The following is a 22,794-nucleotide window of genomic DNA, read 5'->3' on the forward strand; positions in this document are numbered from 1 at the left end:
GACCGGGCGTCAGGCGGCCACTTCGGTGCGGCCGCGCCCGGCATTTTTCGCCCTGTACAGCGCCACGTCCGCCGCCTTCAGCCATTCCCGATAATGTCCAAACTGCGGCCCCCAGGGGGCAACGCCTACGCTGATGCGCAGCGCTTCTTTTGGCGCGCACGGTAACGTCAGTTTTTCCAGCCGCTCATGCAGTCGCGACATCACGGCGATGGCGCTTTCCGCCGCGGTCTGCGACATGATCACCGCAAACTCATCCCCGCCAAACCGACCGATCGCATCGCCTGACCGTACCGACCGCTGGAGCTGACGCGTAATAGCAATGATCGCCTCGTCGCCCACGTCGTGCCCCCAGGTGTCGTTGATGTTTTTAAAGTGGTCGATATCAATCAGCAATATCGTGGCGGTGCTGTGGTCGCGCCGACAATGCTCAAATTCATTTCGCAGCAGCATTTCCCAGTGCCGACGGTTAAAGACCCCGGTCATCCCGTCGCGGGTGCTCATCATTTCCAGCCGCTGCTTATGTTCCGCAAGCCTGACGGCGGTTCGGTGGCTGAGCCAGGCAAACAGCATGGGATACAGCACGAGCACGGGTAACGTTAAGCCCCACTCCACGAGGTCGGGGTTGAAGACGGCCACTTTCCCGACGAGTGGCAGGGTCACCAGCGCGGAGAGCAGCGTCAACGCGATCCCCGGGATAAACAGACGACAGCCGCCGGAACCCATCATATTCATCCCCACCATCATCACCAGCGCTGCGGTGGGTAATGCATTCATCCCCATCACGCCTATCCAGAGCCCGGCGATAATGGCATCGATTTTAAGATTGAAAATTTCCTGCTGATGAGGTGAAGCGGCACGGCAGGACAGCTGCCAGGCAAAATGGGGCCAGACGAACGCCCACCCCACCAGTAAAAGCCACCAGCCACCGGGTAAAAAATGGGTGACCAGCATCCCCGCAACGGGGAAAAACATCGCCGCCAGCCCGACGGCGCGCGCCAGCCGAACTCGCCGGGCAAACTGAATGCCGGCGCGGTGAGGGTCATCCTGAGAAAGGGTTAAATTCCACTCTTCCCGAATGCGCTTTTTGTTGTAATACGTTTCATCATTCATCATTTTTGGGAATATTCTGAAACATTTTCCCAAATTATAGAGAGGGGGTCTGCGGGGAAAGTATGAAATTTCGGGTGAGCCGCCGAAGCCGCTCACCCGTTTGAACTACACTTTTTTCTTCAGGCACGCGCTCATGAACTTGCTGCGGTCGTCCCCCTTCAGGGACTGTTCGGTTGCTTTCGCATTACACTCGCGCATTTTTTGCTGCTGCGGCGTCAGGCTTTTTTCAGCTGGCTTCGCGGCGCCATTTTTAAGGCAGTCGCTCATGTAGGTCTTGCGGGCATCTCCCTTCAGACTCTGCGACGTCGCCTGTTGATTACAGGTGGTCATACGCTGTTGTTGCGGCGTTAGCGTTTTCTCTTCCGCGTTCGCCGATGCGACCAGGAACAGGCCGGAGAGCAGAGTAACCAGTAATGTTGTTTTCATTGCACCATCCTTTTGTGAACATTCCCTGTAAGTCTGGTTCTTGACAGGAAAAAAACCAGCCGACAGATGTGATTTCCGCCAGGATTTTATCATTTAAAACCCAGCGCCGCCTTCATGGTGTAGAACAGATCCGTTTGATCGGTCAGGCCTACCACGTTTGCCGCATGCGGGCCATAGGCAGCAATGCGCAGCTGGGTGCCGGTGTGCTCCATGGACTCTTCCTCAGAGTTGCCGTAGCTCAACACCATAACGGCGCCATCTTTGGTATTCAGCGCCTGCGTCAGGCCCGGAGCTTTGGTATCTGGCGGGATGATCTGGCTGGCATGGGCATGGTCCGCGGTGACGATCACCAGGGTGTTGCCGTCTTTTTTCGCGAACTCAAGCGCCTTCTGCACCGCTTCGTCCAGATCGACGGTTTCGCCAATCTGGCCGCACGGATTCGCCGCATGATCCTGCTTATCGATCGACGCGCCCTCAACCTGCAGGAAGAACCCTTTTTCGCTCTTGCTCAGCAGAGAGATGGCTTTATCAGTCATCGCCGCCAGCGTCGGTACGCTGTCCGTGCGTTTCGGGTTAGGCGTACAGGTCACGGCAGGTTTATCGATATTGCCGTGATAAGAGGCTTTTGGTCCTTCCCAGCGCACGGGCATGTTGCCGTCAGAGAATAGCCCCAGCAGCGGCTTGTCCTGGTTCGCCTCGGTGATGGCTGCCAGAGAATTTGCGTCACTCACCAGCTGATAGCCGCGGGCCTGCGCCTGCTCGCGCAGCGTTTTGCCCTGCCACTCGCCCGCCGTTGCGGTTTCTGCGAAGGTTTTCGCGCCGCCGCCCAGGGTCACGTCAGGACGCGCGTTCAGCAGCTGTTCCGTAATAGAGCCTTTGCCGCCTTTTTCCAGCGCGTTCGTCGGGCATTTTTCGCTGGTCACTGACGGACCGTAGCATTTACGCGAGGTCACGTGCGCCACCAGCGCCGCGGGCGTTGCATCCTGAAGTTCAGCGGTGGAGACGTTGCCGGTCGCCAGGCCCGCCGCTTTTGCCATCTCAAGAAGGGTTTGATGATCTTTTTCGTGAATATCCACACCCAGCGCGCCATTATAGGTTTTCACGCCGGTGGACCACGCCGTAGCAGAGGCCGCGGAGTCCGTGACGTAATCCGGTTTACCGGTTTTTTTATCCAGCGCGTAATGGGTATATTGTCCGGTCAGCGGTAATGCGTCGATGCCTTTAAAAAAGCCGCCCGCACCCTCGGCATAATTTCGCGCCGCCGTGATTTCGGAATCCCCCATTCCATCGCCAATAAGCAGAATAATATTTTTCGCTGGCTTATCATTCAGCGAAGCGCGAATAGCGGCAGTTTGATCTTCTGATAAACGGCGTGCGCCGCCAGGCTGGGTGATATCCCCTTTTGCCGCGCGATTATCCAGCACGCTGGTTTGGGCAGTATCGGCATAAACGGCAGGGGTAATTAACAGGGGAAGTAATGCGATGAAAAGTGCGCTCTGTTTCAATTTATTTTCTCCATGTACAAATACATAAAAATAAAAACAGAGCGACTATAGGCATCCTGCATGACAATTCTATGACACGTCGTTACGTCCTGTGACGGTTTAGCTGCGCGGATGCCTTAACAGCTTCTTTACGTACTGGTGGAGCATCTCGGCATCCTCAACCGGAACCTGCGATTCAGGCCTGACGCTGTCCAGCGCGCCTTCCACGCTCTCAATCAACGCCTGTTGTTCGGTTTTCGCCATTTGTCGCAGCAGCGCGGTGACCACAATTTCCAGCGCTTCGACCTGAGCAACCAGCTCTTTTGACTCCTCTTCCTTTTGTGCCAGCTTGACCAGCAATTCAGCAATGAGATTTTTCATCGTGCCAGTTCCTTTTTCAGTTTTGTCTGAAGTTAGCATTCTGAATCCATAATGCAAAGAGAAGAAATTTATTATGGTATGCAAAAGTGATGCAGGAATGAAAATAAAGGACCGCCGCGGTGAGCGAAACGTTTTTCTATAAAGAAGCGCCGCATTTTGTTATATAAAAATGCGGCTACCATAAGAATATATAATACATTAACGAAACGATTATCTCGCCGATTTCGCTTCCGCCATTTGTCTGCGGCGACGCAGCGCAATAGCCAGCTGGATAATATTGATTAAAACGACAATCGCCGTGGCCGCAAATACCCAACGAAAACCGGCCATCGCGGAAACGGATGCGCCTATAAGCGGACCGGCAACATTCCCCAGATACATAAATGACTGGTTATATCCAAAAATACGCCCTGTCACCTGGTCGCTGGAATATTTAACCAGCAGGGTCTGCACCGCAGGCAACATTGCTCCATCAGCAAACCCGAGCAGAAATCGCAATACGCCAAGCTGAAGCGGAGAGGTGACAAACGACATCGCGAAGAAGAGCACGACCGCAAAGATCAGCGTCGCCATCAGGATGCGCGCCGTGCCGATCCTGTCACCCAGCTTTCCCAGACGCGGCGCGGAAATCAGGGCGGATACGCCCGGCACGGCGGCAATCATGCCGCTCAGAAAAGCGATATTTGTACTTTCCGGCTCCATCGACTTGATAAACAGCGCCAGAATCGGACCGACCGAACCGTTACAAAGCTGGATAACCATAGTGGTCACAAACAGGCTGATCATCAGTCCCGGATAGGGCAGCGAGGCGAAAACGGCCTTGCCGCTCAGGCGTTCAGATTTACTGATAACCGGGCGGCCTCCCTCTTTGATAAGAAAGAGCGTGACCAGAAAACTGACCACCAGCAGGATCGCGGTGATGATAAATACCGCGCGCAGCCCGACGTGGTCCGCCAGAAAACCGCCCAGCAGCGGACCGCCGATGACGCCGCTTATTTGGGCCGTGGAGAGCGTACTCAGCGCCCAGCCGCTACGCTCGCGCGGCACCTGAGAGGCGACCAGCGCCATGGCATTTGGAATGTACCCGGACGTCAGCCCCATCACCGCACGCAGGAAAAACAGCTGCCAGACGTTGGTGGCGAAGGCCTGGAGCAGAATGGCAATCGCCATCCCGAGCGAGGCGCGCAGCAGCATCAGTTTTCGGCCTTTACGATCCGCCAGGCTGCCCCACATCGGTGACACAATGGCGGAGACCAGAAACGTGACGCTGAACGTCAGGCCGGACCACATGGAGAGCGCTTCATGCGAGGTCACCCCCAGCTGCGAGACGTACAGAGGCAGGAACGGCAGGATCTGGCTGATGGCCAGCCCGGTAAAGAAGCAGCCGAACCAGACCGAGATGAGATTAACTTTCCAGGATTCCATAAAGAAATAGTCTTCATTTTTAGGCGAATTCGCCGACAGATTAGCAAGTTACGCGTTTTGACGTCGCACCAGAGATGCGGCCTGACTGACTTTGGTGTTTTATCTTCCCAGTCATCATATTTGTGAAATAAGTCACAATTCATCCATTTTCTGGCGGAATATTATGCTTCACCGACAGAGTCCGAAACCGCGCATTCCCAGATGAAAATGGTTGGCATGCGCCGCGTTATACTCCGGCCCCAGGCCGTTTCCGTAGTAGCCGCAGCTTGCCGCCAGCATGGCCTTCAGCCATGGCTGAGTTGTTGCCGCCTTCCAGCCGTTCAGTACCGTGACGCGCTCCCCGTTCGCCAGACGAAAAGCGGCGATATCCAGCGCCTCCGCCGTGGCATGCTCACTGCGTCGCGCGTCAGGGCGGTGGTAAATATTGCGGCAGGCAAAGCTGCCGAGATGGTCGATACGCGCCAGGTCGCTGCCCGTATAGCGTTTTGTCAGCGGCCGGGCCTGCTGGCTGATAAACAGCGCAGAGCTGAGCGCCAGCGGACAGCTGGCAAGAAAGCTGCTGTTCAGGCCGACCGGGCCGAAGTCACGCACGCGCACAACGTTGTTGAGCGGGCACGCGCCGCCGCTGTCGGCCACCGGCTGGGTGCGGATAAGACCTCTTTGGTTAGCCTGCGAAAGCAGCGTCGCGCACGCCTCGGGAGTTAAGCGCCGGAGCTTATACTGGGTGATACGGCCCGGCGGGTCGTCAAGCGTCAGCGGTATGAAAGGGTTGTAGTAAGGCGGCAACCAGCGGTAACCCACCGTTGCAACGGCCACAATGATGAATACGGTCAGCAGCGTTTTTCCTTTCACTCTCCCCCCTCAACACTCCCCAAAAACATTATGGCAGAAGGCCGCGAAACCCGCCGGGCATCGTGGTATGTTATTGGCTTTTCGTCAGACTGGAAGAGAGTGAGATGGCTAAGCAGCGCGTAGGTATTGTCTTTGGGGGAAAATCAGCGGAGCACGAAGTGTCATTGCAATCGGCCAAAAATATCGTTGATGCGATCGATAAAAGCCGTTTCGACGTGGTGCTGCTGGGCATTGATAAACAGGGCCAGTGGCACGTTAACGATGCCAGCCAGTATCTGCTGAATGCTCACGATCCGGCGCATATCGCCCTTAATCCTTCGGAAGTGAGCGTCGCCACCGTACCCGGCGTCGCGAAGGGGCAGCTCATCGACGCCGGCAACGCACAGGCTCTCGCCCAGATCGACGTTGTCTTCCCTATCGTTCACGGCACCCTGGGCGAAGATGGTTCCCTGCAGGGAATGCTGCGCATGGCCAACCTGCCGTTCGTCGGCTCGGACGTCCTCGGCTCTGCCGCGTGCATGGACAAAGACGTCACCAAACGCCTGCTGCGCGATGCCGGGCTGAATATTGCGCCATTCGTGACCCTCACCCGCGCCAACCGCGACAAGTACAGCTTCGCACAAATTAGCGGAGAACTGGGTCTGCCGCTGTTTGTGAAGCCGGCAAACCAGGGCTCCTCCGTGGGCGTCAGCAAAGTCACCAGCGAAGCAGAGTTCACGCAGGCCGTCCGTCTGGCGTTTGAGTTCGACCATAAAGTGGTGGTTGAGCAGGGCATCAAAGGCCGTGAAATTGAGTGCGCCGTGCTGGGCAACGATTTTCCACAGGCGAGCACCTGCGGCGAAGTGGTCTTAAACAGCGACTTCTACTCGTACGACACCAAATACATTGATGACAAAGGCGCGCAGGTTGTCGTTCCTGCGGATATCGATCCGGCGATTAACGATAAGATCCGGGCGATCGCCATTCGCGCTTATCAGACGCTCGGCTGCTGCGGCATGGCGCGCGTGGATGTGTTCCTGACGCCGGAAAACGAAGTGGTGATCAATGAAATCAACACGCTGCCGGGGTTCACTAACATCAGCATGTATCCGAAACTGTGGCAGGCCAGCGGCCTGAGCTACCCGGAACTGATCACCCGCCTGATCGAACTGGCGCTGGAGCGTCACGCCGCCGACAGCGCGCTTAAAAGTTCCGTAAACGGTTAATCGGCGCGCTTCGCCTCATCCGCTGTCGTCTCTTCAGGACGACGGCGGATAATCAACCCCGCCAGCCAGAAACTTATCACCCAGGTCACCAGCCCGACGGCATAGGTTTGCCATCCTTTTGCTTCAAACCCCAACAGGCCCACGACACCGTTAAGAATAAAGATCAGCCCGATAGCAAAGGCGTAATAGTGCCAGTCACGGCGTAGTTTGGACGTGAGCTTCATAACAACTCCGGCAGGAAAAAAAGCCATCCTCTCACAGTTTTACGGCCAGGTCTGTGGCAGATACGGAAATTCTGAAACGCGACGCAATTTCACTTAAGTGATGAAATTGTGATGTGCTGCAGAAATCGGCAATCCAGGAGGATTCCGGCGCGCAAATTACCACGATTCTGATATTGACAAATGCGATGACCTGTCAAACTCACCCCGTAAGACGCGTATTAAAACAGAGTGATACCACGGGAGGTCAACATGGCTGACTTTACATTGTCGAAACCGATTTTTGGCGGCAAACCAAAAACCTCCACGGCGGGTAATATCGCTTATGCCCTGTTTGTCCTGTTCTGCTTCTGGGCCGGTTCCCAGCTGCTCAATATGCTGGTCCATGCCCCTGGCGTTTATGAACACCTGATGCAGGTGCAGGATAACGGACGCCCGCGAGTTGAGATTGGCTTTGGCGTCAGCACCCTGTTCGGCCTGATCCCCTTCCTCGCGGGATGCATGATTCTGGGCGTTGTGGCGTTAGTGTTGCGCTTTCGCCGTCGCCGTTAAAGCCCCATACAGCGCGCCCGACGATCGTCCACGCGTTTTGCGAACCATGCGGTGGTCAGGTTACGCGTGATCTTCGGGCTTTCCAGCTGGATCCCCGGCAGGATAGCCCTCGGTAACGCTTTCCCACTCTTCTTCTCTGCAAGCGCAAACACCTTGTTGTACAGATCCGTTTTCTCAAATGCCAGGCTATCGCCTTTCTCAAGCTGATGACGAATGTCGCTATTGCTCAAGCCAAGCGTGGTGGATAATTTCCGTACTGCCAGCTCGGTGCTTCCCGCCTCGCTGCTGCCGTAAGCGATGAGATCGCCGTCCAGCGCGAGCTTGACGCCGGTTGCGCGGCTGACCGCACTCTGGAATGCCGCGTTACGGCTGGCGTACCAGCCCGCGTTAAAGTCGGCAAAGCGGTACAGCGGCTCATTGTAGTTCGCCGGATAGTTCAGCAGATGATACGTGCCAAACCACAGCCCACCGCGCAGGGAGAAGACCTCCTGACGTACCGTACCGTCGATTTTCCACGGGTAGCCGTCGGTATGCTTCTCCGCGAACGCAATGCTCACCTGCATCGGGCCACCGGTATGTACCGGGTTCAGCGAGCCAAACAGCTTCTGCCCCATCGGGACCATACTGATGAAATCATCAAAGATGGCGCTGAGCTGTTTTTCGGTTTTCACCGCGTCCAGCCGTTCGCTGTAGCTTTTGCCGTTCGGCGAGGTGATTTTAAGCGCGGTATGCACGAGGAAAACCGGGATATGCATGGACTCCGCGCGGCGGTCGATCTCTTTCCAGGCAATTTTGTTCAGGCCCGGCACCACCGGGTCTGACTGGTACATCGACTCCTGCTGCGCCACCGCCAGCACCGAGCAGATATTCTCCTCGGTCGGTGCAATCTTTTGGCTTTCAAAGGTTTTTGCCAGCGCATCTGCCCACGCGTTGCGATCCTTCACGCTGGCGGGCATTTTCTGCCGCACAACGCTCGCCACATCGACGGGCTTCTCCCCCTTTTTGAGCGGAGCGGCCCCTTTTTCGGCACAGCCTGCCAGCACAAGAGCGGCCAGCAAGGACAACGGTAACGCGCGCGGTACGGCAAAAGACATAGCAACTTCCTGTATTAGCTAAATGTGTTGGTGACTTCCTGCAGGTCACGATCGTCCAGCTCACGTTCAAAACTGCGCAGACGTTTGTAGATGGACATCAGTTCTACCAGGGTGGTCCAGGAGCTGATCAGGTACTGGAACGACCCGCGAACCTGACCGAACACGTTGGTGATCTGCGTCATCAGACCGAGCGTAATCGTACCCGCAACAATCGACGGGAACAGCAGGAACAAACCGAAAACGTTATCCACCTGCAGATACAAAATACGGGCAATGTTGAAATACATATAGTGAAAGTAGAGTCGGAAGTAGTTACGACGCACGGCGCCAAACAGCTCGCGGACGGTTGGCGGCGAGGCGCGGTTGGCGTCATCTTCGCCGTAAACCAGTTCTTTACGGTAAGCGGCTTCCACGCGTTGATTTTTAAACTCCAGGCCCGGCAGTTTGATCCCCACCACCGCCAGCAGGCCCGTGCCCATCAGCGACCAGACGATCGCGGCAATCACCAGACCATAAGGAATATGGCCGACAATCGGCAGATCCGGCACGTGCGCCGAGAGCGTCACCAGCACCGGCAGGAAGGCGATTAGCGTCATGATGGCGTTGATAAAGCTGACGCCCATGTCTTCAAGGGTGGAGGCAAAACGCATGGTGTCTTCCTGCACACGCTGTGCGGCACCTTCGATATGGCGCAGGTGCTGCCAGTGCGCCATATAATGTTCGTTCATCGCGGTACGCCAGCGGAAAACGTAGTGGCTGACGAAGAAGTTGTTCATCACGCCGATAATCACCGCAATAAGGGCGATACCGAGGAAGACGCCGACTTCATGATAGAACTGGTTGATGGTCACCTTATGCGGCGAGCTCAGCGCGGTCTGGATCAGATCGTAGAACGGCGCATACCAGGCGTTAACCGCCACGCCCACTTCGACAAGAAACCAGGTGACAAAGATAATTAGCGATGTGCCGAGGATAGACCAGTACTGCCAGCGGTGCGGAGAATACATAAACCAGAACAGGGCAAACAGCCCTACGCACACCGTGTAGTAGGCGTAAAACAGCAGATAGCTGAGCGACCAGAAGCGCGCCGCGCTAATCGGCACCTCGCCCGTTGCTCCCGTGATGCGCGTCAGCCATGCGCCGCCGCCCGCCTGCCAGAAAATGACAGCGATGAGTGCCCAAATAAATGCCGACAGGAAAAAAGGCCCCGGCTTTGGGAAAAAAGACTTAAACATAATGCTTCCTTCTTGTTGTTATGGCTGTTGCTGTGCACAACACGTTACCACACGAAAAACCTGCCCAAGCCAGCCTCCCGGCCCGGGCAAAAAGGTCAGACCCGAGGGTTGATTATTAGTTCGCTTTCCAGTTTTCGAGAATTGTTTCGGTGCGTTTCACCGCGAGAGGATTCGCCGGCGCGATGAAGTTACGCCAGACGTCGTTGTGGTGGTTAATCAGGATCCGCGCATCTGCCGCCGGGCGATTGGCGGTAGTATGGGCATCTTCCGCCACGGTGATGTGATAACCCCGGCTAACGCCGTTCTTGATCGTCGCATCGACGCAGTAATCGGTGGCGCAGCCGCAGATGACAAACTCGCGAATGCCCTGCTCACGCAGCAGCGCCTCAAGCACGGTGTTATAGAAGGCATCACAGGCGGTTTTGGTCACATATAGCGCGTCAGCTGGCTGATGGAGTTCAGGCAGTAGCGCAAACCCTTCACTTCCCTCTTCCAGGCCCCCTGCCTCGGTATGCTGAATAAAAATGACCTTGTCGGCTGCCTGCGTAAGCTGGTTGATCAGAGAGACACATTTTTCGCGCTGATGACGAGGGGTTTCAAATACCCCGTTCTGCATATCGACAACCATAACCACACGCTTCTCAGACATACCGTTCTCCGTAAGATTGAGTGACACTGGTGCCTATCATAAGCCCGATGTCACAAAATGGGAGATGGCTCGTCAGTAAATTGTTCATATTTACCCATGGTTACGTTTTTCTCGCTATCGTTATGCAATTCGGGGCATTGCGCGGTACCGATTAGTAGTATAAATACCCATTACTTTCTTCATTCACTTCATGGATGCTTTTCGTTGAAACGTTGTCTGCTCTCTTTTGCCGCGCTGTGTGCGGTGAGCTTTTCTACCGCCCAGGCAGCCCAACCGCTGACGGCGCCCGTTTTAGCTTCAGATATTGCCGACCGCTACGCGAACCTTATCTATTACGGCAGCGGCGCGACCGGGATGGCGATGGTCGTCATCGACGGCAACCAGCGTGTGTTCCGCAGCTTTGGCGAGACGCGCCCAGGAAATAACGTTCACCCGCAGCTGGATTCCGTTATTCGCATCGCGTCCTTAACCAAGCTGATGACCAGCGAAATGCTGGTGAAACTGCTCGATCAGGGCGTGGTAAAACTCGACGATCCGCTCAGCAAATACGCGCCTCCAGGCGCCCGGGTTCCAACCTATCAGGGTACGCCGATTCGGCTTGTGAACCTTGCCACCCACACCAGCGCCCTGCCGCGTGAGCAGCCAGGCGGGGCGGCGCACCGTGACGTATTTGTCTGGCCAACGCGCGACCAGCGCTGGAGCTACCTGAGTACCGCCACGCTGAAGGCGGCGCCGGGTTCGCAGGCCTCTTATTCAAACCTGGCCTTTGACCTACTGGCGGACGCCCTTTCAACGGCGGCTGGCAAACCCTACTCGCAGCTTTTTGAAGAGCAGATAACCCGTCCGCTGGGTATGAAAGACACCACCTTTACCCCGTCTCCGGATCAGTGTCGTCGCCTGATGGTGGCTGAGAAAGGTGCTAGCCCCTGTAATAATACGCTCGCGGCCGTGGGCAGCGGCGGGGTCTATTCCACGCCTGGCGACATGATGCGCTGGATGCAGCAGTTCCTTTCCTCAGATTTCTACGCACGCAGCAGCCAGGCCGATCGCATGCAGACCCTGATTTATCAGCGCACTCAGCTGCAACGCGTCATCGGGATGGACGTGCCGGGTAAAGCCGACGCACTCGGTATGGGCTGGGTCTATATGGCACCGAAAAATGGCCGTCCGGGTATTATTCAGAAAACCGGCGGCGGCGGTGGATTCATCACCTATATGGCCATGATCCCGCAGTCAAACGTGGGCGCATTTGTGGTGGTCACCCGCTCCCCGCATACGCGTTTCGTCAATATGAGTGACGGGATTAATAACTTAGTGGCTGAACTGAGCGCCAATAAAGCCCAGGTTCTCACCGCGTCTAACTAATTTTAATATTCCGTGGGCAAGCGGTTGATGCTGACCAGCTTGCCCCGGCTCATGTTGATATAGTTTCCCTGCCTCAGGGCGGCAAGCACCTCGGCAACAACGGAGCGTGAAATTCGTGTGCTCTGTTGAATATGATTCATCACACCGATTTTTGAACGCAGCGTTTCATCCCATTCCGCCATATTCAGCAGCATCGAGCGGATCTGGTGATAGGAGTTATTTCCCACCAGCTGCTTATCGCGTTTCTCGAGAATGTAAGTTATCCAGGATAACCAGCAGAAGGCCTCTTTCCAGAGTGAATACTGCTGGATGAGTTGACGGGTGGTTTCCGTGGGCAAATAAAAACCGGTACAGGCCGTTTTAGCAATCACCCTGTATTCGTGAGAGTGATTAATCACCACCGTAGACAGCCCGAATATAAAAGGGGCAGTCGCAATCCCCACCAGCAATTCATCAGAAGTTCGATAAACCTCAATAACGCCGGTTTGTAATACGATCGTACAAGGCTCATTCCATTCCCCTGACGTAATTAATTGCTGGGGCGCACATGTAAAAGGGGTGCTGGCCGCTGTTAAATACTGTTCGAGCCGGCGTAATTCAGAAAGCGGTTTCGCATTAACGTTCATGCAGACCTCAAGTCATCCGTATTTTTCGGTCCAATATTATTTTTATTGCTTCTATAAAAAGCGGGGGAGATAACCACTCCCCCGCTTTTATTCATTACCAGGTATATTTCACGCCCAGATTTGCGCCCCAGTTCTGATCAACGTCGCCGCCGCCCAGATAAGTGGCATCGGTGTACGCACTGAAGTTCTTCGTGAAGCTAAACTGGGTGCCCAGCCCTACCCGCACAGCGGAGCCTTTCACGCCGTTATCAATGCTGTCACCGTTAATATCGGCATTGTTATCGGCATCGTCATAGACGTAGGCCAGTTTGAAGTAAGGCGTCAGAGCCTGTTCGCCGCCGTAGTTGAAGGTGTAACCCGTATCAACACCGAGTTCATAACGCAGGCTATCGTATGATTGTCCATCTACGCGCATGTCATTGCTCAGACGATAATCATCGCCAGACTGGAACAGGCCAGATACGGCTGCATATGGCGTAACGTAGCCAGAGAGGTTTGGTTTCCAGTCATAGCCCAGCTTCAGCCCAAAACCAACAGCATCATTCGTGGTATTGCCGTCAACATACTTACCGTTGCTCATGTTGGCAGAGAGATCGCTGTTGAAGCGGGTGTAGCTCAGGGAGCTGTCGAGGAACAGATCGTTCATGAACTTCGCTGACGCATAGATCATCGCTGTCTGGCTATCCTGATCGACCTGACCGGTACGATCGCTGGTATCACCCTTCGCGAAACCTGCCGCACCACCGACGAACCATTTCGCATTATTACCGTCAATCTGGGTGTCCAGACCCACCGTAATACCACTCACGTCCTGATCGTAGCTGATAACGCTATTGTCACCGTCGAAGTTGCCACCGAAGTAGCTCACCCACGCCCCGCCGTTATCCGTCAGGCCGTGACGGCTGTTGGTCAGACGCGTGCCGACGGTATCCTGCTGCAGATTCCAGATATTGGTATTGGCAGATGGGATGCTCAGCGCCATGTTGGCAGAGTCGGTCAGCTCTTTCTGCTGGAGTAAAACGGCGTCACCCTGCTGCTGTGCCTGGTAGGTGTAAGCACCTAAATCGGCTTTGTTTGCGGCAGTAAAGCTGGCTGTGGTATCCGCGTTATTGTCATAGACGCGAATAATCTCTTTGTTTTTGTAATCGGCAACGGAACCGGCACCGGTCGCATCGTCGATGCGCACCTGGTAGTTACCTGCAACGTCACCGTTTACTGACAGATGGCCATCAGAGTTAATCGCCACAACACCGTAGTCGTAATCGGCATTGTACTTATCGTTAGTGATATAGCGTGCGTTGTTCAGATCGCTGTTCAGGACGTAATCACGGCTGGCAACGTTCAGCACCCCGCCATCGGTCAGTTCCATATTATGCGTATCAACCTGACCCAGCCCCAGCGCCAGCTCAGCACCGTTATCCACGGTGATGGTGTTGGCATACAGTTCGGCCGTTTCTTCCGTCAGTGCCGCACGGCTATAGCTGTCCAGATACAGATGGTCGGTCGCCACAGCACCGCTGTCTCCAATATTCATTGATGAAGCATTGGTCAGGGTGATGGAGTCCGCCAGCAGACCAGAGTCTTCAACGTTAACCTGAGACTGGTTGTTTACCGTCAGCGTGTCGATATTAGAAAGCTTGCGGGTATCCCACTCAGAGCCATTATCCAGCGCGATGTTAAACAGCCCGCTCTGATACACCGCTTCACCCGCAACGTGTCCGTTGCTGTCATAAATGGAATCCGGCCAAATGCTGTTAGGGGATAAGCTACTCCAGTCTACGTTACTGTAGCCCAGGCCATACATCTGCGCTGGGCCGATAGCCTCGACGCTGGACTGTGCTGCGCCGACCCATTTGCTGCCGTTGGTCAGGGTGACATCCAGCTTATCGGTGCCATCCCAGCCGTTGGTGGTTGGGTTATAGACACCGTCTGCACTCGTATCCGTTGCCGGATCGCCGTTCGGATAAAAGTTGTTGTCGAAGGTGCTGGAGAACAGAATATCGCCAGTAACGGTGGAATGATCGAACGTGGCAGTGGTCTGCATCGCGTTATCAGACGCGCTAGCGGCAACGATCAGCGCCGCATCATCTGCTGCCGTGGCATTCGTTTCACCGTAGTCGCTCGGCTTCGCGGTTTGACCGTAGAACCCGCTGGTCCCCAGATCGCGGTACGCGCCTGAGGTCAGAACGGAGTCTTTCACCACCAGCGTGTCGGTAAATACTTTGCTGCTGTTGGCTACGCCTTCCACACCGTCGTAAGGGGTATTATCCGGCTCCTGATAACCCTGCGTCAGGGTAATACCGGCAATGTGGGAATTGTTCTGGATAACAATATCGGACTCCACATCCAGGGTGATCGCATTACCCAGATTATACGTATCCAGATAGTGTCTTTCCGTATTTTCCCCATTCACGACATCATACGCATAATGCTCATAGGTATCGTTAATGGTGGAATTATCTACGGTCAGGCTAAAACGATCGTATTGAGAATGGTTGGTGCCATCGGTATCCACGCCGTCAACACACGAGGGGGTCATACACTTAGAGGTAATCATGCCATTAATGGTACTGTTGGAAATGCTTAATGCATTCGCCCGACCATTGATGCCATCATCCAGATAGTATGTTGAAATAACACCATTCACGGTGCTTTTATTAATCACCGGATAAATATCACCGTCATGGGTAGCGCCTGAGTAATCCCAGTCGGTATAGCCATAATACCAGGGAGTGGAAGCGGTATTATCGTATCCGAATGTATTATATGTCGTACCGGAAATATCCTTCGCATTTGCCTGAGAAGCGATAGCCAGGGTGCAGGCTAATGCAAGTTGAGATACAACGAGTTTCTTTTTCCATGTTTGCATTGGGTCATCCCTCCTCAGGGACGTAAGCAAGTTTGTCCATCAATGATTTTGCAATGTTTAATTGCGGAGGGAATTATGCATTTTCATTTCGAAAAGGTTCAATGAATGTTTCCATTAAGTCCGTATCCAGACTAATAACACATCAAAACCGAGAAAGCATCTGTCACTACAGATAAATATTATAAAAACAAAGCATTAAAATACAGACACAACAATAAGACACATATAAAAATATATAATGAATCATTTTCAATGATGTTTTCTATTTAATATAAAAACAATATGAATAACTCATCTCCATTTCGGCGTTATACTGCCCTGCATTATATATTGATGCCAGAAAGCCAGACCCATCACATTTTACAAAAATAAAATGCCCACTTTTACCAAAACACCTGTCTTCACTTTGAGGTACACTAGCCTTCTTTGTTCCACAAACATCAGGCATACCATGACCGATTTAATTGCACGTCCCCGCCGCCTGCGCAAGTCACCTGCACTGCGCGCTATGTTTGAAGAGACAACCCTGACCTTAAACGATCTGGTGTTGCCGATTTTTGTCGAAGAAGAGATCGATGACTACAAAGCCATCGAAGCCATGCCGGGCGTAATGCGCATTCCGGAGAAATATCTGGCGCGTGAGATTGAACGCATCGCCAACGCGGGGATCCGCTCGGTGATGACCTTCGGCATCTCTCACCATACCGATGCCACCGGCAGCGACGCGTGGAAAGAAGATGGCCTCGTTGCCCGCATGTCGCGCATCTGCAAAGAGACCGTGCCGGAAATGGTGGTTATGTCAGACACCTGCTTCTGCGAATATACCTCTCACGGCCACTGCGGCGTGCTGTGCGATCACGGTGTCGATAACGATGCCACCCTGCTGAACCTCGGCAAACAGGCGGTCGTGGCTGCTGCTGCGGGTGCGGACTTCATCGCGCCCTCTGCCGCAATGGACGGACAGGTTCAGGCGATCCGTCAGGCGCTGGACGCGGCGGGCTTTACCGACACCGCCATCATGTCTTACTCCACCAAATTTGCCTCCTCCTTCTACGGCCCGTTCCGCGAAGCGGCCGGTACGGCGCTGAAGGGCGATCGTAAAACCTATCAGATGAACCCGCTGAACCGTCGGGAAGCGATTCGCGAATCCCTGCTCGACGAAGCCCAGGGCGCAGACTGCCTGATGGTGAAACCAGCGGGCGCGTATCTCGATATCCTGCGCGACATCCGCGAGCGCACCGAGCTGCCATTGGGCGCTTACCAGGTCAGCGGCGAGTACGCGATGATCAAATTCGCCGCGCTGGCCGGTGCGATTGACGAAGAGAAAGTGGTCCTCGAAAGCCTCGGCGCCATCAAACGCGCAGGCGCGGATCTGATCTTCAGCTACTTCGCGCTGGATCTGGCTGAGAAAAAAATTCTGCGTTAATCCGCTCTAGCGCCGGGTAGCGGCTTCACCTTACCCGGCCTGCTCTAATCTTCACCAAACTGCAATACAACCGACATCTGCTCCTTCTACTGTCTTCGCAAGACGGCAGGAGGAGTAACCATGTTTAGCCTCGATAGCGTTCTCGACGATCTTTGGCCTCAGGCGAGGCCTGCGCCCTGGCAAAAAAGTCTGTTAAAAAGACTGTTTTACGAAGACGAATTTCAGCAATTTGCCGCAGCACACCGCCACCTGAAAGGACTGGATATGGTGGAGCAAGTTCTGGAACACCTTGATATTCTCTGCACCGTTTCCGCCCGCGATCTTGAACAAATCCCCGAACATGGCCCGCTGGTCATTATTGCCAACCATCCGACGGGTACGCTGGATGGCCTGGCGCTGATGTACGCCGTCTCCCGCGTGCGACGCGACGTTAAAGTCGTGACCAACCGGATGCTGACCCACCTTGAGCCCCTCAGCTCGCTGTTTATTCCGGTGGACAATATGGGCGGCAGGACGGCGAAATCGTCCCTGGTGCAGATGGAACAGCATCTGCAAAACGCAGGCGTGCTGATCTTCTTCCCGGCCGGAGAAGTTTCCCGCCCCACGCGCAAGGGCATTCGCGATAAAAAATGGCACTCTGGCTTTATCAAACTCGCCAGCAAGCTGCGCGCCCCGCTGCTGCCGGTGCATATTCAGGCGCATAACAGCCTGCTCTTCTATGCCAGCACGCTGGTCTCCCCGACGCTGTCGATGCTGTTGCTGATGCAGCAGATGTTCCGCCGCCGCCACAGCCAGCTGCCGATTAAAATCGGCCAGCAGATTGCCTGGCATCACTGGCACAGCGCCACCCTTTCGTCGCGTGAGATGGCCGAACAGTGCCGTCAGCACGTGATGCGTCTTGGCAAGGGATTGCCTGGCGTCTTTAAAACCCAGTGCGCCATTGCCCGTCCGGAAGACCGGGCCACCCTGAAACGCGCGCTGGCGCAGGCCGAATGTCTGGGCAATACCAGCGACGGTAAAACCATCTATCTTTGGCAGCGCAACGGTCAGGAAGACGCCCCGCTGCTGCGCGAGCTGGGCCGCCTGCGCGAGATTGCCTTTCGCGCGGTCGAGGAGGGGAGCGGCAAACGCCGTGACACCGACTGCTACGATGATGATTATATGCATCTGATCCTGTGGGATGATGAGGATCTGGAGATCGTCGGCGCGTATCGCTTTATGCCGACCGCCAGACAGGTTGAACGTCGCGGTCTGGAAGGGTTGTATAGCTATAGCCTGTTCCACTACGACGACAAAATGCAGGACGTACTGGAGCACGGCATTGAGCTGGGGCGCAGCTTTATTCAGCCGCGCTACTGGGGACGCCGTGGCCTGGACTATTTATGGTCCGGCATTGGGGCCTACCTGGCGCGTTATCCGAACTACCGCTACCTGTTTGGCCCGGTCTCCATTTCCGGCGGCTTACCGCCTGCCGCGCGGGATCTGCTGGTGGCCTTTTACCGCCTGTGGTTCCCGGCAACGCATCCGCTCGCCGCGTCACGTCAGCCGTATCCCGCATCACTGCCGGACGTGCTCGCGCAGTTTGGCGGCATGGATTACGTGGACGACCTGACAAAGCTGAAATCCCTGCTCGGTAATCTGGGCTGCGGCATTCCGCCGCTCTACAAGCAGTATTCCGAGCTTTGCGAACCCGGCGGCGTGCAGTTTATTGATTTTGGCAGCGACCCGGCGTTTAACGACTGCGTCGACGGACTGGTGCTGGTGGATTTGTGTTACCTGAAGGCGAACCGGTATCAGCGGTATATAGAGGCGCATTTAATACCCTCACCCCAGCCTTCTCCCTAACAGGGAGAGGGTGAAAACCGCACCGGGCAGTCCCCTCGCCCCTTTGGGGAGAGGGTTAGGGTGAGGGGATCAAGGCGCACGGTAGAACGGCTTATCCCCCAGGATCGTCGCCCGCTGCATAATCCGGCGCTGCGGAAGATAGTCCGCATTGGCATAGTGCTGCGTCACGCGGTTATCCCAGATCGCCAGGTCATTCTCCTGCCAGCGCCAGCGCACCTGAAACTCCGGCCTGGTGATATGCGCGAACAGGAAGCTCAACAGCGCCTCGCTCTCTTTCTCCGTCACATCCACAATGCGCGTCGTGAACCCTTCGTTCACGAACAGCGCCTGCTTGCCGGTGACCGGATGGGTCCGCACGACCGGGTGCAGCAATGGAGGATGTTTCGCAACCGCCTCCTGCCAGCGCTGATGCTCCTCTTCCGTTTTACGGTACTTGTACTCCTGGAACGATTTTTTGAAGTCGTGCTCCGCCCGCAGCCCGCTCAGCAGCGTCCGGAACGGCGCGGAGAGCGCCTCATACGCCGCAATGCCGCTGGTCCACAGCGTATCGCCGCCGGTTTCCGGCAGCAGCTTCGCCGCCAGAATGGCCCCGGCGGGCGGCGTCTCGATAAAGGTCACGTCGGTATGCCAGTTGTCGTTGTCCGGCGGGTTATCGTTGTGGGTGTCCAGAACGATAATCTCCTCCACGCCTTCCGCATGCGGATAGACGGGGTGGATATGCAGATCGCCAAAGCGCAGGGCCAGCGCGCGCTGCTGCTGCGGGGTGATCGCCTGTTCGCGCAGGAAAACAACCTGATGACGCAGCACCGCGTGGTACAGCTGCTCGAACTGGTTGTCGCTCAGCGGACGGGTCACATCCAGGCCCGACACCTGCGCGCCAATATACGGCCCCAGCGGGGTAATGGTCAGACGTTCACTCATTGTATTTCTCCATGCCAGGGCGTCAGGCGGCGCTGTAACGCGCGCAGCCCCAGTTCTAATCCGAAGGCGATCGCGGCGATCACCGCGATCCCTGCCAGCACCACGTCAGTCGCCAGGAACTCTCCCGCCGACTGCACCATAAACCCAAGGCCGCGCGTGGCCGCAATCAGCTCTGCCGCCACCAGCGTGGACCAGCCCACGCCAAGGCCGATGCGCAGCCCGGTTAAAATCTCCGGCAGCGCGCCCGGTAAAATCACGAACAGCAGCACCTGCGTGCGGCTGGCACCCAGCGACTGCGCCGCGCGGATCCGCACCTGCTGGGCGCTCTTCACGCCCGCCAGCGCCGACATGGCAACCGGAGCGAAAATGGCCAGATAAATCAGCAGGATTTTTGACGTTTCACCGATGCCAAACCAGATCACCATCAGCGGCAGATAGGCCAGCGGCGGCACCGGACGGTAAAGCTCAATCAGCGGATCGAGAATACCGCGCACCGTCGGGCTTAAGCCCATCGCGATCCCGACCGGTATCCCGATAATTACCGCTGCCAGCAGCGCCACCAGAATACGCGCCAGACTGGCTCCAAGGTGCTGCCAGAGCGTGGCATCCATAAAGCCCTGCGGCCCGGCGATGGTAATGAGTTTGGCCAGCACCTGGCCCGGCGGCGGCAGAAACAGCGGGCTGACCCACTGCTGGGCAGCAACCGCCCACCACACCGCCAGAAGCACCAGCAGCGTACCGACGCTCAGTGTGATTTGGCGCGAGAAAGGCCAGCGCAGCGCCAGACGCGTGCGGCGCGTTTTTTCACTGAAGACGATGCTCATGAGAAAGCCTCCCGTTGTTCAAACACGCGGCTTAAAACGTATTCACGCTGTTCGATAAACAGCGGATCGGATTTGATGCTGCGCACGGGCTCTCCCGCGACGTAGCGGCGGGCGAAATCCAGCGGCAAGCGCTCCAGCACGCGGCCCGGCCCCGGCGAGAGCAGCACCAGCTCCGTCGCCATAAACACCGCCTCTTCGATATCGTGGGTAATCAACAGCACCTGCTTGCCCGTCTCGTGCCACAGGCGCAGCAGCAGGGTTTGCATCTGCTCGCGGGTGAAGGCATCCAGCGCCCCGAACGGCTCGTCCAGCAGCAACAGCTGCGGATTCGCGGCCAGCGCGCGGGCAATACCGACGCGCTGACGCTGGCCGCCGGAAAGCTGCCAGATAAAGCGTTTTTCCGCCCCTTCCAGCCCCACTTTTTTCAGCATCGCCCGCGCCGTTTCCAGCCGCTGTTCGCGGTTGATGCCCGCAAGCTGTAGCCCAAACGCCACGTTTTCCTGCACGTTGCGCCAGGGAAGCAACCCTTCGTTCTGGAAGACCACGCCGCGCTCGGCGCCCGGGCCTTCCACCTTTTTGCCTTCCAGTTGAATGGTGCCATGCTGATAAGGGACAAACCCGGCGATCAGATTCAGCAGCGTGGTTTTTCCGCACCCGGACGGGCCCAGCACCACCAGCAGTTCACCGCTGTCCAGCGTTAGGTTGATGTCCTCCAGCGCGGGCTTACCACCGTAATCGGCGTACAGGTTCGTAATATTCAGCATGGCGGACTCCTTATTTCACAAAACGATCTGTCACGTACTGGCTGTAATCCGCCGCTACCGCAGGCACTTTGCCCTGCTCTTTCAGGAAGGTGGCGGTATCCACAATCGCTTTGTTCACCGGCCCGGTCAGCTGCTGCACCTGCTGCGCGGGGGTCAGATAGATATTGCCTTTCACCAGCCCCGGCACGTCCGCTTCCGGCACGCCGCTCAGGCGGGAGAGTTTTTCCAGGTTGGCGGGCTGCTTCAGCCATTCATCCGGGTTAGAGATGTACGGCTGCTGGGCGTCAATCGCGCTTTTGGCGAAGGCTTTCACCACTTCGGGATGTTTCTCGGCAAAGTCTTTGCGCACGACCCACACGTCGAGAGTTGGAGCGCCCCACTGGCCCACTTTTTCAGAGTCGGTCAGCACGGTGCCGTCTTTTTCCAGCTCGTTCACTGCCGGTGCCCACACATAGGCCCCGTCAATATCGCCGCGCTGCCAGGCGGCGATAATTGCCGGCGGCTGCAGGTTGATAATTTGTACCTGACCCGGCTTGATGCCCCAGTGTTTGAGCGCCGCCAGCAGGCTGTAGTGGGTGGTGGAGATAAACGGCACGGCGATGCGTTTGCCGATCAGATCTTCGGGTTTGGTGATGTTTTTCTTCACCACCAGCGCTTCAGAGTTACCGAGCTGTGAGGCGAGCAGGAAAACCTCGATCGGCACCTGCTGGCTGGCCGCAACCGCCAGCGGGCTGGAGCCGATATTGCCGATCTGCACGTCGCCGGAGGCTAGCGCACGCACAACGGACGCCCCGCTGTCGAACTTACGCCAGTCGACTTTCGCGCCGCTCTCTTTGGCAAAGGTGTTGTCCGCCTGCGCGACTTTCGCCGGTTCCGCAGAAGTTTGATACGCGACGGTGACGTCCACCGCCTGCGCCTGAAATGCCCACAGCGCCAGTGCGCCGAGAAGTGTGATTCGCGATGAAATTGCCATAATGTCTGCTCCCCTTGTTGTTATGAGGGCAGTATTTCCGGCGCGGGAATTTTGATAAAGGAATAAAAATGAATCGCTCATAACGATTCGTTTTTAGATAAAAAACGGGAAAGGATAGTTGGTTTTGTGCGGTTCGTTTTTTTCCCTCTCCCCGTGGGCGGAGGGTTGCCCAGTAATTTTTTCACCTGAAGCGATGCATGTGGTATCTGGAAAATAAATGGCTTAAAGCGATGTTTCGGTCCGGCTGTAAATCGCCGAAGCGTTTCCGTAAGGCCGGGGCGAGGCGCACGGATGCGCCGAGAGGGCGTGGCCTGCAGGGATGCAGGCTCATGCCCGACCCGATAGCCTGAAGGAATAAGCTGAGGGCACCGCGAAGCGGCGATTTACCGCCGGGAGCCCGGGTCGCCAGGGCGGCGGCGATTGAGCCGCCCTGGCACGTTCACAGGCCATGTCGTTACAAAGCAGCAAGGAACATGAAGTGAACGGAATGACCACCACAGCCGTATGTTCCCCCTCACCCCAGCCCTCTCCCTTGAGGGAGAGGGAG

21 protein-coding genes are annotated in these 22,794 nt (G+C 56.1%); 5 read left to right on the forward strand and 16 right to left on the reverse strand.

Features of this window, described 5'->3' with window-relative positions:
• Positions 1-9 precede the first annotated feature (9 nt).
• From adrA to FOY96_RS17150, 6 genes are all read right to left on the reverse strand, one after another.
• Entirely contained in the window at positions 10-1,113 is a 1,104-nt protein-coding gene (adrA, locus tag FOY96_RS17125; protein WP_033144746.1) for a diguanylate cyclase AdrA, read from the reverse strand.
• Positions 1,114-1,215: 102 nt separating this feature from the next.
• A complete protein-coding gene (gene psiF, locus FOY96_RS17130; protein WP_023334671.1) occupies positions 1,216-1,536 on the reverse strand; it encodes a phosphate starvation-inducible protein PsiF in 321 nt (106 codons plus the stop codon).
• An 89-nt stretch (positions 1,537-1,625) separates the two neighbouring features.
• Positions 1,626-3,041 carry an alkaline phosphatase gene (gene phoA, locus FOY96_RS17135; protein ID WP_039263894.1) on the reverse strand — a complete coding sequence of 472 codons (1,416 nt, stop codon included), beginning with the start codon at positions 3,039-3,041 and terminating at the stop codon, positions 1,626-1,628.
• A gap of 99 nt (positions 3,042-3,140) precedes the next feature.
• Entirely contained in the window at positions 3,141-3,401 is a 261-nt protein-coding gene (iraP, locus tag FOY96_RS17140; protein WP_069303723.1) for an anti-adapter protein IraP, read from the reverse strand.
• A 210-nt stretch (positions 3,402-3,611) separates the two neighbouring features.
• Positions 3,612-4,826, reverse strand: a complete 1,215-nt coding sequence (locus tag FOY96_RS17145) for a multidrug efflux MFS transporter (RefSeq protein WP_039263891.1) — start codon at positions 4,824-4,826, stop codon at positions 3,612-3,614.
• A gap of 168 nt (positions 4,827-4,994) precedes the next feature.
• Positions 4,995-5,678 carry an extensin-like domain-containing protein gene (locus FOY96_RS17150; RefSeq protein ID WP_143347483.1) on the reverse strand — a complete coding sequence of 228 codons (684 nt, stop codon included), beginning with the start codon at positions 5,676-5,678 and terminating at the stop codon, positions 4,995-4,997.
• 104 nt (positions 5,679-5,782) lie between these two features.
• Between FOY96_RS17150 and ddlA the strand changes: the two genes are divergently transcribed.
• On the forward strand, positions 5,783-6,883 hold the full coding sequence (ddlA, locus tag FOY96_RS17155) for a D-alanine--D-alanine ligase (RefSeq protein WP_143347484.1): 1,101 nt from the start codon (positions 5,783-5,785) through the stop codon (positions 6,881-6,883).
• On the opposite strand, the gene FOY96_RS17160 is transcribed toward ddlA, so the two are convergent.
• Positions 6,880-7,107 (reverse strand): DUF2754 domain-containing protein, encoded by a 228-nt coding sequence (locus FOY96_RS17160; protein ID WP_033144741.1) that lies wholly within the window; start codon positions 7,105-7,107, stop codon positions 6,880-6,882. The genes ddlA and FOY96_RS17160 overlap by 4 nt on opposite strands.
• Before the next feature lie 249 nt (positions 7,108-7,356).
• Here FOY96_RS17160 and FOY96_RS17165 point away from each other — a divergent pair, with 249 nt between their 5' ends.
• A complete protein-coding gene (locus FOY96_RS17165) occupies positions 7,357-7,656 on the forward strand; it encodes a DUF2755 family protein (protein ID WP_008503287.1) in 300 nt (99 codons plus the stop codon).
• Here the strand turns inward: FOY96_RS17165 and FOY96_RS17170 are convergent.
• From FOY96_RS17170 to FOY96_RS17180, 3 genes are all read right to left on the reverse strand, one after another.
• Positions 7,653-8,750 (reverse strand): DUF1615 domain-containing protein, encoded by a 1,098-nt coding sequence (locus FOY96_RS17170; RefSeq protein WP_143347485.1) that lies wholly within the window; start codon positions 8,748-8,750, stop codon positions 7,653-7,655. The genes FOY96_RS17165 and FOY96_RS17170 overlap by 4 nt on opposite strands.
• A gap of 14 nt (positions 8,751-8,764) precedes the next feature.
• Positions 8,765-9,985 (reverse strand): peptide antibiotic transporter SbmA, encoded by a 1,221-nt coding sequence (sbmA, locus tag FOY96_RS17175; protein ID WP_033144739.1) that lies wholly within the window; start codon positions 9,983-9,985, stop codon positions 8,765-8,767.
• A 115-nt stretch (positions 9,986-10,100) separates the two neighbouring features.
• Entirely contained in the window at positions 10,101-10,634 is a 534-nt protein-coding gene (locus FOY96_RS17180; protein WP_033144738.1) for an isochorismatase family protein, read from the reverse strand.
• Positions 10,635-10,838: 204 nt separating this feature from the next.
• Here FOY96_RS17180 and ampH point away from each other — a divergent pair, with 204 nt between their 5' ends.
• On the forward strand, positions 10,839-11,999 hold the full coding sequence (ampH, locus tag FOY96_RS17185) for a D-alanyl-D-alanine-carboxypeptidase/endopeptidase AmpH (protein ID WP_143347486.1): 1,161 nt from the start codon (positions 10,839-10,841) through the stop codon (positions 11,997-11,999).
• Positions 12,000-12,001: 2 nt separating this feature from the next.
• On the opposite strand, the gene FOY96_RS17190 is transcribed toward ampH, so the two are convergent.
• Both FOY96_RS17190 and FOY96_RS17195 read right to left on the reverse strand, forming a co-directional pair.
• Positions 12,002-12,625: a helix-turn-helix domain-containing protein gene (locus FOY96_RS17190; RefSeq protein WP_033144736.1), complete on the reverse strand. Its 624-nt coding sequence runs from the start codon at positions 12,623-12,625 to the stop codon at positions 12,002-12,004.
• A gap of 94 nt (positions 12,626-12,719) precedes the next feature.
• Positions 12,720-15,494: an autotransporter outer membrane beta-barrel domain-containing protein gene (locus FOY96_RS17195; RefSeq protein ID WP_143347487.1), complete on the reverse strand. Its 2,775-nt coding sequence runs from the start codon at positions 15,492-15,494 to the stop codon at positions 12,720-12,722.
• Between the two features lie 451 nt (positions 15,495-15,945).
• Here FOY96_RS17195 and hemB point away from each other — a divergent pair, with 451 nt between their 5' ends.
• Positions 15,946-16,920, forward strand: coding sequence for a porphobilinogen synthase (gene hemB / locus FOY96_RS17200; RefSeq protein ID WP_028017695.1), 975 nt, complete (start codon positions 15,946-15,948; stop codon positions 16,918-16,920).
• A 120-nt stretch (positions 16,921-17,040) separates the two neighbouring features.
• Entirely contained in the window at positions 17,041-18,765 is a 1,725-nt protein-coding gene (olsF, locus tag FOY96_RS17205; protein WP_143347488.1) for a bifunctional ornithine lipid synthase OlsF, read from the forward strand.
• 69 nt (positions 18,766-18,834) lie between these two features.
• On the opposite strand, the gene tauD is transcribed toward olsF, so the two are convergent.
• The 4 genes from tauD to tauA are packed head-to-tail and all read right to left on the reverse strand — an operon-like array spanning position 18,835 to position 22,247.
• Positions 18,835-19,686, reverse strand: coding sequence for a taurine dioxygenase (tauD, locus tag FOY96_RS17210; protein WP_033144732.1), 852 nt, complete (start codon positions 19,684-19,686; stop codon positions 18,835-18,837).
• Positions 19,683-20,510 carry a taurine ABC transporter permease TauC gene (gene tauC / locus FOY96_RS17215; protein ID WP_010427972.1) on the reverse strand — a complete coding sequence of 276 codons (828 nt, stop codon included), beginning with the start codon at positions 20,508-20,510 and terminating at the stop codon, positions 19,683-19,685. Before tauC ends, tauD begins: the two co-directional genes overlap by 4 nt.
• Positions 20,507-21,274: a taurine ABC transporter ATP-binding subunit gene (tauB, locus tag FOY96_RS17220; protein WP_023334655.1), complete on the reverse strand. Its 768-nt coding sequence runs from the start codon at positions 21,272-21,274 to the stop codon at positions 20,507-20,509. The genes tauC and tauB overlap by 4 nt, the downstream gene beginning before the upstream one ends.
• 10 nt (positions 21,275-21,284) lie before the next feature.
• The gene (gene tauA / locus FOY96_RS17225; protein ID WP_143347489.1) at positions 21,285-22,247 is read right to left on the reverse strand and encodes a taurine ABC transporter substrate-binding protein; all 963 of its coding nucleotides are present in this window, start codon (positions 22,245-22,247) and stop codon (positions 21,285-21,287) included.
• Positions 22,248-22,794: the final 547 nt, after the last annotated feature.

Source organism: Enterobacter asburiae, from assembly GCF_007035645.1.
GTDB lineage: Bacteria > Pseudomonadota > Gammaproteobacteria > Enterobacterales > Enterobacteriaceae > Enterobacter > Enterobacter asburiae_B.